This is a genomic window from Pirellulimonas nuda, assembly GCF_007750855.1.
GTDB classification, from domain to species: Bacteria; Planctomycetota; Planctomycetia; order Pirellulales; family Lacipirellulaceae; genus Pirellulimonas; species Pirellulimonas nuda.
In genome coordinates, this window is sequence record NZ_CP036291.1 from 3,368,015 (window position 1) to 3,380,598 (window position 12,584).

A 12,584-nucleotide genomic window follows, 5' to 3' on the forward strand; every position below is an offset into this window, starting at 1 on the left:
GATGGACGTACGGCGATGACTGGGGGTTGGGCGTTGGGGGTTGGGGGTTGAGTCATGAGCGAAGCGCCGCGGTTGCCGATGGACACGCCCGACCGGGAGCATCTCGAATGGGAGCGGTACGAGCTGCGCGAACCGCCGGCGTACGCGTTCGCCGCAAACCGCCGCGAGTTCGTTCAAACGCTCGGCGCCGGCCTGTTGATCGCCGTGGCGGCCCAGAACGCGTCCGCCCAACGCGGCGGGCGGCGGGCGCGACGCGACGAACCGCTGTCGGCGCGGATGCACATCGGCCCAGACGGCCGGGTCACCCTCTTCACCGGCAAGGTGGAGGTCGGCCAGGGCGCCCGCACGCAGCTCACGCAAGCGGCCGCCGAAGAACTGCGTCTGTCCGTCGACCAGATCCGGCTGGTGATGGCCGACACGCTCCTCTGCCCCGACGACGGCGGCACGGCCGGCAGCCAGACCACCCCCTCCACCGTGCCGCGTGTGCGCAGCGCCTGTGCGGCCGCGCGGGAGCGGCTCACCGACCTGGCGGCGGCCCGGCTGGGCGCGGACCGGGCCACGGTCCGGCTCGAAGCGGGACTGTTCCGCGCTGCTTCGGGTGGATCGCTCTCGCTCGCCCAACTGGCGGCCGGGCCGGGCCTCGAAGACGCGTTGCTTGATCCGCCCACCCAAGGGGTCACGGTCCGACGGGTCGACGCCTGGACGGTGCTCGGCGCCCAGGTCCAGAAAGTGGGCGCCGCCGACATCGTCACCGGCAAGCACCGCTACCCGTCCGACATCCAGCTGCCCGAGATGCTGTACGGGAAGGTGCTGCGGCCGGCGTCCTACGGCGCCACCCTCAACTCGATCGACCTGGCGCCCGCACAAGCGATGGCCGGCGTGAGGGTCGTCCGCGACGGCGGCTTCGTCGGCTGCGTGGCGCCCTCTTCTTGGCGAGCGGCGCAGGCGATCGAGGCGATCGCGGCCACGGCCGACTGGACGCGTCCCCCGCACCCCCCCAGCACCGAGTTGTTTGCACTGCTCAAGCAGACGGCGGACCCAGACGCGGCGACGCGCGGCGGCGACCGCCGCGAGTGGGGGGACCCCGCGTCGGCGCTCGCCGCTGCAGCGACCAAGTTCCAAGGGGCCTACGAGGTCGCCTACATCCAGCACGCCCCCATGGAGCCGCGGGCGGCCGTCGCCCGGTGGGGGGACGACGGGCTCACCGTCTGGACGGGGACGCAGCAGCCCTGGCGGGTGCACGGTGAGCTGCGGCAGGCGTTCCGGCTGCCCGACCAGAGCGTCCGCGTCATCGTCCCCGACACGGGGGGCGGGTTCGGGGGCAAGCACACCGGCGAAGCGGCGCTCGAAGCGGCGCGGCTGGCCCAGGGGGCCGCAAAGCCGGTTTGTGTCCGCTGGACCCGCGAAGAAGAGTTCACCTGGGCCTACTTTCGGCCGGCCGGGCTGATCGAGCTGCGGGCGGGCCTCGACCCCGCGGGCCGGCTGGTGAGTTGGGACTTCACCAACTACAACTCCGGCGGTTCGGCCCTGCAGACGCCCTACCGGGTTCCCAGCGGCCGCACCCGCTTCTTGAGCTCCGACTCGCCCCTCCGGCAGGGGTCGTACCGCGCGCTGGCGTCGACGGCCAACACCTTCGCCCGCGAGTCGGCCATGGACGAGCTCGCGGAAGCGGCGGGGGTCGACCCGCTCGATTTCAGGCTGGCGCACCTCGAGCCGGGGCGGTTGCGGGACGTGCTGGTCGGGGCGGCGGAACGCTTCGGATGGCGGGAGCGTCGCGCGGAGGGGAGATCGGTGGGGATCGCGTGCGGGACCGAGAAGGGGTCGTACGTCGCGGCGTGCGTCGAGGCCGAGGTGGCCGGCGGGCGGATCCGGGTGCTCAGGGTGTGCCAAGCCTACGACTGCGGGGCGGTGCAGAACCCGCTGAACCTGCGATCGCAGATCGAGGGCTGCCTCGTGATGGGCATGGGGGGCGCGCTGACCGAGGAGATCCGCTTCGCGGACGGGCGGGTGAGCAACGCGAGCTTCTACGACTACCTGGTTCCCCGCATGGAGGACCTGCCCGAGATCGAGATCGTGCTGGTCGACCGCCCGGACCAGCCGTCGGTCGGCGCCGGCGAAACGCCGATCATCGCCGTGGCGCCGGCCATCGCCGGCGCCCTCTACACCGCTCGCGGCAAACGCTGCCGGTCGCTGCCGCTCCGGGTCTAGCGGCCGCGGGTGAGCAGAGCGGGCGGCCCATCGCTGGCGGCCCATCGCCGGTGGCCGGTAGCCGGGACGCAGCGGTGCGGCGTGGTCCCCACGGGGCTTCTCGCCGGACGCCCCCGCAGCGGACCCGCGAGCGCCGGCGACCCGGCCGGACCCGAGCTTGAAGCGGGTCAGTTCCGCCGCCGCGGGTTGGCGGGGGCGCCCACTCAGCGAACAGGGGGCAACCTGTGTGTCGAAGTCGGTCCCGGGCCACGGCCAGGGCGTTCGGGCCGCCGCCGAAGCTAGCGCCCCCGTGGGGGGCGACGCGCCCATCAACGGCTGCGCGGCGCTGCGTCGCTAGTGGCCCGAGGCGTTCTTGAGCCGGTAGGCCGTGGGCGTCGTCGCCGCCATGCGGAAGAAGGAGCGTGCGAAGTTGTTGGGGCCGGAGTAACCCGGCTCGTCCGCGATCGCGCGCCAAGGTGTCCAGTAACTCCGCGGCTGTGTGGGGTGGATTTTTGCCAGCCGCTCGTTGTCGCTGTAGCGGCCTGCAACCGACTGGCACGGCTTTCTGCGCAGCAGGATGCGTATCCATTTGGCCTGGATGAGACCTTCTTTGGCAAACCGAATCGGCCTTGTTGACTAACTCCAAACGAACAACGGCATGCCAAGGGTGACGAATACGTTGAGCAGTTTGCATCGGAGTGCGACCTCGGTCGCCTGATTGGGGAGCGTCCGGTTCTTCAGGCGGTCGCCGAAGTTCGTCTTGAGACGGAACATGGCGGTCTCGGCCAGGCTGCGGCGGTGGTAGCCGATGGATTCTTTCCACGCCTTCTTGCCGTCTCGACGGATCTGCCGCAAGCACTCGTCACGCTCCAGCGGCTCTGCGGACGTGTTGCCGTGCTGCTTGATCTTTGCGTTCTTCCGTGGCGGGATGACCTGATGGATCGACTCGCTCTGCAAATAGTCGCGCACCTTCCACTGGTCGTAGGCCCCGTCTCCATAGAACGTCTGGACTTCGGCCTCGACCTGCTTCAGGAGCGGCTTGGCCGCGTCACCGTCGTGCGTGTTGGCGCCGGTCACGATCTGGGCGACGATCGTGTGCGACGTCGGGTCGACCGCCAGGTGGACCTTCCGCCACGTGCGTCGCTTGCCGACGCCGTGCTTCTTCACCTTCCACTCTCCTTCGCCGTAGACCTTGAGGCCCGTGCTGTCGACCACCACGTCGATCGGCCCTTTGGCCTGACGCACGTTGATCGACACTGCCAGCTTGGCGGCGCGTTTCTGCAGGCTCGTGTAGTCGGGGATCGCCACCTCGGCCCCCATAAGCACCGCCAACGCACGGCCGAATCCCTCGGTCTGCCGATACGGGAGCCGGAACAGCTCGCGGATCGTCAGCAGCGTCTCGACCGCGACGTTGCTGTAGCTGAACGGACGGCCGACCTTCTTCTGGCCGTTCTCGTGATCCCACGCGTCGATCACCGCTTCATCGAACCAGAGCGTGATGTCGCCCCGGTTGACCAGGGACTCGTTGTATTCCCGCCAATTCGTCACCTTGTAGGCAAGCTTCTTCGGCTTGCTAGCTGGTTGGACCATCGTTCGCTCCGTCGGTTCGAGAAGAAAGGACTCCGTCCGGAAGCGATCTACGCAGCGTTTCAAGCGATTGTTCGACAAGGCCCCTATTGTCACGCAATACATCGCCGGAAGTCGCGGCGCTGCTTCCCGACGCCTGGTTGGAGACGCATCCGGAAACTCGCCGGTGCTGGTCGAGGTAGTTGCGCGACGTAATGTTGCGACGTCGAGCGCCTTCAATCCAACGCATTCTGATTCGGCCCCAGCAGCAATCTCATGAGGCTTTACCTGGGTGTTTCGGCGAACCATACTGAAGCGTCATTTTCTCAACAAAGACAAGGAGTCACTTCATGGTCGCATCAAACACCATCAGACGTCGAACGACACTGCTTGCCGCACTGTTCGCCATCCTCGCCACTACGGCAGCACACGCTGCCGACAAGCCAAACATCCTGGTCATTTGGGGTGACGACATCGGCACCGAGAACATCAGCTACTATAACCGCGGCATGATGGGCTACCAGACGCCCAATATCGACCGCATCGCTCACGAAGGTCTATTCTTCACCGACTACTACGGACAGCAGTCCTGCACTGCCGGCCGCGCCGCTTTCATCAGCGGTTCCGTCCCCGTCCGCACCGGCATGACCAAGGTCGGCATCCCCGGCGCGCCTGAAGGTTGGCAAAAAACCGACGCCACTATGGCTACGGTTATGAAGAGCCTCGGCTACGCCACCGGCCAGTTCGGCAAGAACCACCAGGGCGACCGCGACGAACACCTTCCCACCATGCACGGCTTCGACGAGTTCCTCGGCAATCTCTATCACCTCAACGCCGAGGAAGAACCCGAGAACGAGGACTACCCCGGCGACATGGTACTGGCCAGCGGCAAGACCTTCCGCCAGGCCTTTGGCCCCCGCGGTGTGCTCCACTGCAAGGCCGACGGCAAGGGAGGCCAGACCATCGAGGACACTGGGCCGCTCACCAAGAAGCGGATGGAGACCATCGATGAGGAAACCCTCGCCGCCGCCAAGGAGTTCATCACTCGCCAAACAAAGGCCGGGAAGCCGTTCTTCTGCTGGTGGAACGGCACTCGCATGCACTTCCGCACCCACGTCAAAGCCGAGAACCGCCATAAAGGCAACGACGAATACACCGACGGCATGATCGAGCATGACATTCAGGTCGGCGAACTCCTCAAGCTGCTCGATGATCTCGGCATCGCGGACAACACAATCGTCCAGTATTCGACCGACAACGGCCCGCACTACAACACTTGGCCTGATGCCGGCACCACGCCTTTCCGCAGTGAGAAAAACTCAAATTGGGAGGGCGCCTACCGTGTTCCTTGCTTCATCAAGTGGCCCGGCCACTTCCCTGCGGGCAAAGTCCTCAATGGCATCGTCTCCCACGAAGACTGGCTCCCCACTTTCGCCGCCGCCGCCGGCAACACGGACATCAAGGAGCAGTTGAAAGCTGGCGTCGAGCTTAACGGCCGCAAGTACAAGAACTATATCGATGGCGCCAACCAGCTCGACTACCTCAGCGGCAAGACCAAGGAGTCGCGGCGTAAGGATTTCATGTACGTGAATGACGACGGCCAGATCGTCGCCATGCGTTACCAGGATTGGAAAGCTGTCTTCCTCGAAAACCGTGGCCAAGCCTTCGAAGTCTGGCGTGAGCCCTTCACCGAGCTTCGCGTGCCGCTGCTCTTCAACCTCCGCCGCGACCCGTTCGAGAAGGCCCAGCACAACTCGAACACTTACAACGATTGGTTCCTCGACCGCGTGTTCATCCTCGCGCCGATGCAGCGCGTGGCCGGACAGTTCCTCATGACCATGAAGGAATATCCGCCCAGCCAGACTCCTGGCTCCTTCAACCTGGAAGGAATCCAGAAGAAGATCGAAGCCACCATGAGCGGTCGCTAGCAACTGGATTCATTATGGCCGCCGTCCGTGAGGGCGGCGGCCTTCGCCTATGCATCACCATTGAGAGACCGGCCATGAAACTCATCGCCTTATTCTTCGTTGCCGCTCTCGGGGCGCTCTCCTGCGAATCGTCAGCCCAATCGGTGCAGAATAGCCAGCCGGATCGCACTGTTATTCCGCTCGCCGAACCTAAATTCGAGGGCAAGATTGGCAAGACCTACAAGGATTCCGAGGCTGCCTGGCCCAAACTGCCCGTGCCGCCCGAAGGTGCGCCGAACGTGCTCGTGATTATGCTCGATGACGTGGGCTTCGGGCAAACCGGCGCCTTCGGCGGACCGATCCCGACGCCAACGCTAGACAAGCTGGCTGCGAATGGTCTGCGCTACACCCGCTTTCACACCACCGCGATCTGCGGGCCGTCGCGCGCGGCGCTCATCACGGGACGCAACCACCACAACGCCGGCTCCGGCTTCCTGGCGGAATGGGCGACCGGTTTCCCGAGCTACAACAACATGATCCCGAAGACCACCGCCTCGGTCGCCGCCACGCTGAAAGGAAATGGGTACGCGACTTCATGGTTCGGCAAGAATCACAACACACCCGACTGGGAGAGCAGTGTGGCCGGGCCGTTTGACCGCTGGCCGACGGGCATGGGCTTCGAGTATTTCTACGGCTTCATCGGCGGAGAGACGCACCAGTATTATCCGGTGCTCTTCGAAAACACCAGGGCGGTCGAGCCGAAGACCTCGCCGGAGGAAGGTTATCACTTGGTGACCGACATGACCGACCGGGCGATCAACTACATCAAGTATTCCAAGTCCGTCGCACCGCAGAAACCGTTCTTCATGTATTTCGCCCCCGGCGCGGCCCACGCCCCACATCACGCACCGAAGGAATGGAGCCACAAGTTCATGGGCCAGTTCGATCAGGGTTGGGAAAAAGTTCGGGAGGAGACTTACGCACGGCAGCTCAAGACGGGCGTTATCCCGCCGGATACGAAACTGACCCCGCGTCCGGACTGGGTGCCCGCGTGGGACTCGCTTTCCGCTGATCAGAAGAAACTCTACCTACGCCTGTTTGAAAACTTTGCGGGCTACCTCGCCTTCACCGACCACGAGTGCGGCCGCCTGATCGACGCCGTGAATCAACTGCCCGACGCCGACAACACGATGATCATCTTCATCGTCGGCGACAATGGCGCGAGTTCCGAAGGCGGACCCGATGGCACGCTCAATGAAGTCAAGGCCCTCAACGGTTTCCCGACTCCGCTGGCGGACAACCTAAAGCACCTTGACGACATCGGCGGTCCCGACGGCGAGCCCCACTATCCCGTCGGTTGGGCCTGGTCGGGTAACGCGCCCTTCCAGTGGGTGAAACAGGTCGCCTCCCACCTCGGCGGCACACGCAATCCCATGATTGTCACCTGGCCCGCCCGCATCAAGGACAAGGGCGGCATCCGCACCCAGTTTACGCATCTCATCGACGTGGTTCCCACCATTCTCGAAGCCGCGCATCTGCCCGCTCCCAAGACCGTGGACGGCGTGGAGCAAAAGCCGCTGGATGGCGTCTCGTTCCTCTCCACCTTCGACAGCCCGGACGCCAAGCCCGTGCGCCAGCGTCAATACTTCGAGGTCTTCAGCAACCGCGCGATTTACGACAATGGTTGGATCGCCTGTGCCCAGCACACCTTCCCGTGGCGTCAGGACTACGCGCCGGGGAATTGGGACCAGGATAAGTGGGAACTCTACCACCTCGACGAAGACTTCAGCGAAGCCAACGATCTCGCTGCGAAAATGCCGGAGAAGCTCGTGGCTATGATAGCGCTCTTCGACGAGGAAGCCGAGAAGAACCACGTCTATCCGCTCGACGATCGCGGCACGGGACGCATCTACATCCCGAAACCCTCGCCCGGCGGAAGCGATCCAAAACGCACCAACTTCACCTACTACTCCGGCGCCGTGCGCCTCGCTGAAACGGCCGCCGCCAACACTAAGAACCGTTCGCACACCATCGAGGCCGACATCACCATGCCGGAAAATGGCGGTGAAGGCGTGCTCGTCGCGATCGGTGGAAGCAGCGGCGGCTACTCACTCTATGTGCAGGACGGCAAGCTCGTCTATCACTTCAACTGGTTCGACGAAACCCGCACTGTCATCACCTCCAGCGAACCCGTGCCCGCCGGCAAGTCCACTGTCCGATTCGACTTTGCGTACGACGGCAAGAGCGGTGAATTAGGTAAGGGTGGCATCGGCACACTCTTCATCAAAGGCAAAAAAGTCGGCGAAGCACGCATCGAGAAGACCGTCCCCGGGCGCTTCGGCATCGACACCTTCGGCGTCGGCATGGACACTGGCTCGCCTGTGTCCAACAGTTACAAGCCGCCGTTCTCCTTCACCGGCACCATCGAGGAAGTGCGCGTAGAATTGAACTAAACTACCACCGGCTGAAGCCGGTGGGTTTGGACGCAGGGCAATCGCATCTAATCACGCGGCATTCCCCGTGAGAATCCCCTGAAGCGTGGCGTTATTCCACCCGGCGCGGAGACGTTTGCCTCGGAGACTCTCGCGGAGGGTAGTGTCCTGCTTGAGGATCGAGAGCGCGAGGCGGCGGAATCCAGAGCATATTTCTTGGCCGCTGCCCTTGCGGATGCGGCTCTGGTCTTCTGAAAAAGTTACATCGAGCGACCAGTGCAGTGCGTTTTCCACCCGCCAGTGCCCCCGCACATGCCCGGCCAACGACCGCACTTTCGGCGGGTCCGCCGCGGCGGACTGAGGAAAAACGACACCTCGCGGCTCTCTTTGCCGCTGGCCTCGCGGCAGCGGTACACCATGCCGACCGAGCGGACATCGCGCCAGTCGCGGGCAAGCGACTCGGGCGCGGGCGCGACGTAATACTCCCGCCGCTCCTCGCGCCCGTGGCTCTTCTCGACGGTCGTGTGCCGACGCACGCCGCGGTAGTCGGCGTCGCCGAACTCGATGAACAACTCTTGCAGCGCGTCGTGCACCGAAGGCTGATTGGCTTTGACCTGCAGCACGTAGTCGGCGCCGCGGTTGCGGATCGCTCGGGCGGTCTCCTTCTGACAGTGCATGGCGTCGAGGGTGACCACCGCCCCCTCGATCGCCAGCATCTCAAGAAGCCGGGGAACCGCGGTGATCTCGTTCGACTTCTCTTCGGTCGCCACCTGGCCGATCGACACCCCCAGGTCGGTCGCCCACGCATTGACCACGTGCAGCGCCGAGCGGCCGACCGACTTGTCGTGCGACCTGCGGAGGGTCTTGCCATCGATCGCCACGGTCTTCCCCTTCAGGTCGAGCTGCAGGCTAGCGACCCAGTTCGCCAAGCAGTTGTAGAACTCGCTGGTGTCGAGCAAGGCGAACACCCGCCCGAACGTGTCGTGCGAGGGGACGCCGTTCTCAAGACGCAGGAACGTGCGGAACCACTCGATCTTCTCGCGGCCGAACCGCTCCACATCGGCCCACGTGTCGGCGCCGCAGATCGCGCCGCAGATGGCGATGGCCACCATGTCGCCCAGACGGCGCTGCTTCGTCCGATCCATACGCGGATCGGACAGCTCCTCGAAGTGTGTAAGAATTACAGGAACGTTTGCAGACGCCATGCTCCGACCTCCGTGCTAGGAATGCTACCGCCGGGTCGGCTCCGCCGACCCACTAGACTCCAAGCATTACGACGCAACAATGCTCCTCGTTCGGATTAGATGCGATTGCCCTGGGTTTGGACGTTCCGTGAGATTCGGACTGAAGTCCTCAACTCACGATGGTGGAGTAACTTGGAATCGGTCGTCACCATCGCTTGGTTCGGCGCCGTCCTGCCCGCGGATGTACGCCGCGATAGCCTCGTCGGTCACGTTACCGCTGGTCGCCACGAAGTAGCCCCGCGCCCACAGATGCCGACCCCAGAACCGCCTCTCAATGTGCTTGAACTCCATCATCAGCTTCCGCGACGTCTTCCCCTTGATGTACTGCATAATCTTGCTCGGCGAGAGTGTCGGCGGGCACGACAGCAATACGTGCACGTGATCGAGCGACACCGACCCCTGCAGAATCTGGTTCCTCACCAGAACCTGTGGGTGAAAACGGTGAGTGCATTTGAGGCAGACCTCAGCTCCGGCTCAACAGAGGGGTGTCGCCCCTACGCCTTCCCCCTCGCATCGGCCCTCGCCCCTACGCGGACGGTGCGAGGGGGAAGGCGGAGGGGCGCCCCCTTTGTTGGAGCAGGAAGCGAAGGTCGGTCCGCCTGTACCCACTAGAAACCCGGATGGACCCTTGAGTATGGCCTTGCAGAATTCTTCACCGACGGACATCCGCCATTCCATCCACGATCGTGAGAGCCATGTAGGGGAGGTGGTTCCGACGGCGTTCTCGTGCGTGCCATCCTACCGCCGGATGGCCGAGGCGGTGAATCCCTACGGGGACGGACGGGCGTCGGGGCGGATTCTTGAGGCGCTCGCCAAGCGGCTCGCGTAACGTTTTCGAGCCGGTAGCGTCAGCGCCCGGAGTTGGTGCGGTGAAACCCCCGCTACTCCGGGCGCTGACGCTACCGGCTCCAACGCTGGTTCGCTCCGTGGGGTGCAGGGGTCGGACGCGCAAGCCGCTGCCCCGGCAGCGGCGCAATCTCTGTATTTCAGAAGGTGATGGTTGTCCGAGCCTCTAGGCGCCTCGCCCCGGGGAGAGCGGCCGAGGGGTTTCGCGATCCGACGGAATCTAACGAAGGTGCGGTTTTCCGGGGTTTTTTGTTGAATGATGTTTGGGCCTGTGTTACGCTCGCAAGAGTACCCGGGCCGTCGCGGCCGCTCCTCCTCTCGTTTTCGCTCGTCATGGTCAGAACGCTGGCACGCCGGTCTTGCTGGGTCGGCAGTTAGCCGCGCCGTGTTGTTGGGGTGAATTGTTTTCGCCGCTTGGCTTTTTCTGTTCCTCATTTCTAGAAGGTTGAACTAATGCACTACCCGCGACTCTTATCACTCTCGCAAGGCAACGGCTCCCCGTTGCAGCGTGGGGCGGTTCTGCTGCCTCTACGCTTGGTTGGCGCTTTCTCGCTTCTGTTGGCAAGCGCCGTGTCTGTGGATGCCGCCAATATCAACGTTGATTTTGGAACCGGCGGCGCTGTGCAGACGGGCCTGGCCGCCGCACCAGACGCTGCCGGGGCGGTTGCGCAGTGGAACGGGACGACCGGCGGAAGCCCCTCTGTGGCTTCGTTGCTCGATTCGTTCGGCAACGCCACCGCCGTGGGAATGTCTGTTGGCTCACGCGGCGCTTTTAGCGCCGCGACCCCCCATTCGGAAGTTTCTGCCGCCGCCGGGGTTGCCGATTTGATGACGGATTACCTCACGTCCAGGGCCAACAGCAACCAGGAAGACCTTAGGACGGGTCAGATCACGGGCCTGCTGGCCGGAAGCAGCTACGACTTGTACTTCTACGGCCAAGGCGACAACTTTGTCGACACGAACAACAACGGCGGACAGAACGTCGGGGTCCGGATCGGAGCCGATGTCCGCCACACGAGTTGGGACGGGGTCGTCGGTGGCGACGGATTTCTGGTCGAGGACATCGAGTACGTTGTCTTCCGCGGCATTGTCGCCGACGGCGCCGGCGCTATCTCCTTTGAGCACTTCAATCCGGGGACCGGCGCCCACGCCACGGATATGTCGTTCTGGGACAGCGACGGCGGCGCCAACGCGGTCGACATGGACGGCAATGCTTCGCGTTTCCACGCACTCAACGGCGTCCAGATCGTCGGCACGTTCCCGGCGCCCGTCCCGGAGCCCGCCTCCTTGTCGCTGCTTCTCTGCGCCGGCATCGGCATGCTGGCCTACCGACGCCGGTCCTAAGCGACCCGAGTCGACCACCAATGAAGAAACGCGTCCTCCTTTGGGAGGACGCGTTTTTTTTGCGCCCGCCGCGCGGCGATCGTGTATGTCGGCGCGTCAACGCTGGGGGGTTCGACGGCGTTCAAACTCCGGGCGGGTGGCTGGGGTCGCAGGCGTCAGCCGAAGCCCCCAGCAGCGGCGCCAACCCCTATGGCTACTCTGTGGCGACCGCCAGGGGGGCTTCGCTTCGCTACGACCCGAGGCGACCGGCGTTTCCTGCTGAGGTGATGTCCACCGCTGCGGTTGCGCAATGGACCCATGGGCCTTGGCCTGGGTCGCGAGTAACCAGTGTTACTGCATCCGATGTCGCCGCCGTCGGGATACCTCGGAAGGTTTGCTCCGGATCGTTGGGGGCTAGGGCTTCTGCTCTCGGAGGTTTTTAGCCAGCATTGCTAGATCGCCGCCTTTGACGAGATGACCTTCAGGGTTGATTAGGAGCATGGTGGGCCAGCCCTGGACGCCATACTTACTGTAGGTTCTCCCCTCGCCATCGAGCAGAACAGGAAACGGCAATTGCTTGCCGGACCAAGCTCCCTCAACGAGGGGTGCCGCGAGAGCGTCGTAAGCCGCCATCGTTTGAGCCTTCTCCTGCTCCGTGTTGCAGATGGCGAGAACCTCAAAGCGGTCGCGGTCAGCCGAGTGCTCCTCATAAAACTCCATAAGTTCGGGCAAGCTCTTCCGGATACAGGGACCGCACCAGAGCGCCCAAAAATCGAGTATCACCCACTTGCCGTGAAAATCGACTAGCTTCACATTCTTGGGCACCCCGCGAGCGTCGGTGATCTCCAGCTCCGGCGGAGCTTTCCCAAAGTACTCCGTCAAATCGCGTGGGATGCCATCCTTGTCGCGCGGCAGTGCTACGTCGAGCACGCCCAAATCGCACTTCACTTGATTGCTAGGCACCTCGAAAAGCATCGACCTTGCCACCGCGCCGTCCGGTTGCTTTCGCGGCCGGAGGCTAGCAGATGGCAATTGGCTGCCGACAGTAAGCTCGTACGTACCAGGCGGTAGAAGGAACG

General features: G+C 64.1%; 9 protein-coding genes. 5 read left to right on the forward strand and 4 right to left on the reverse strand.

From position 1 onward, the window contains the following. Positions 1–54 precede the first annotated feature (54 nt). Positions 55–2,208: a xanthine dehydrogenase family protein molybdopterin-binding subunit gene (locus Pla175_RS13255; protein ID WP_197526782.1), complete on the forward strand. Its 2,154-nt coding sequence runs from the start codon at positions 55–57 to the stop codon at positions 2,206–2,208. Between the two features lie 615 nt (positions 2,209–2,823). Here Pla175_RS13255 and Pla175_RS13260 read toward each other — a convergent pair. Next, the gene (locus Pla175_RS13260) at positions 2,824–3,777 is read right to left on the reverse strand and encodes an IS5 family transposase (RefSeq protein ID WP_197526783.1); all 954 of its coding nucleotides are present in this window, start codon (positions 3,775–3,777) and stop codon (positions 2,824–2,826) included. A gap of 326 nt (positions 3,778–4,103) precedes the next feature. On the opposite strand from Pla175_RS13260, the gene Pla175_RS13265 reads away from it, so the two are divergent. Then, positions 4,104–5,681, forward strand: a complete 1,578-nt coding sequence (locus Pla175_RS13265) for an arylsulfatase (RefSeq protein WP_145285556.1) — start codon at positions 4,104–4,106, stop codon at positions 5,679–5,681. Between the two features lie 74 nt (positions 5,682–5,755). Further along, positions 5,756–8,113, forward strand: coding sequence for an arylsulfatase (locus tag Pla175_RS13270; RefSeq protein WP_145285559.1), 2,358 nt, complete (start codon positions 5,756–5,758; stop codon positions 8,111–8,113). Positions 8,114–8,352: 239 nt separating this feature from the next. Here Pla175_RS13270 and Pla175_RS13280 read toward each other — a convergent pair whose 3' ends face one another. Further along, positions 8,353–9,297 (reverse strand): ISAs1 family transposase, encoded by a 945-nt coding sequence (locus tag Pla175_RS13280; RefSeq protein WP_145285568.1) that lies wholly within the window; start codon positions 9,295–9,297, stop codon positions 8,353–8,355. A gap of 153 nt (positions 9,298–9,450) precedes the next feature. Further along, complete coding sequence (tnpA, locus tag Pla175_RS13285; protein WP_231953881.1) at positions 9,451–9,756, reverse strand: IS200/IS605 family transposase; 306 nt, start codon at positions 9,754–9,756, stop codon at positions 9,451–9,453. Between the two features lie 220 nt (positions 9,757–9,976). Here tnpA and Pla175_RS13290 point away from each other — a divergent pair, with 220 nt between their 5' ends. Both Pla175_RS13290 and Pla175_RS13295 read left to right on the forward strand, forming a co-directional pair. Beyond that, complete coding sequence (locus Pla175_RS13290; RefSeq protein ID WP_145285572.1) at positions 9,977–10,165, forward strand: hypothetical protein; 189 nt, start codon at positions 9,977–9,979, stop codon at positions 10,163–10,165. Positions 10,166–10,752: 587 nt separating this feature from the next. Further along, the gene (locus Pla175_RS13295; RefSeq protein WP_197526784.1) at positions 10,753–11,526 is read left to right on the forward strand and encodes a PEP-CTERM sorting domain-containing protein; all 774 of its coding nucleotides are present in this window, start codon (positions 10,753–10,755) and stop codon (positions 11,524–11,526) included. A 393-nt stretch (positions 11,527–11,919) separates the two neighbouring features. Here the strand turns inward: Pla175_RS13295 and Pla175_RS13300 are convergent, their stop codons facing one another. Then, complete coding sequence (locus Pla175_RS13300) at positions 11,920–12,492, reverse strand: TlpA family protein disulfide reductase (protein ID WP_197526785.1); 573 nt, start codon at positions 12,490–12,492, stop codon at positions 11,920–11,922. Positions 12,493–12,584: the final 92 nt, after the last annotated feature.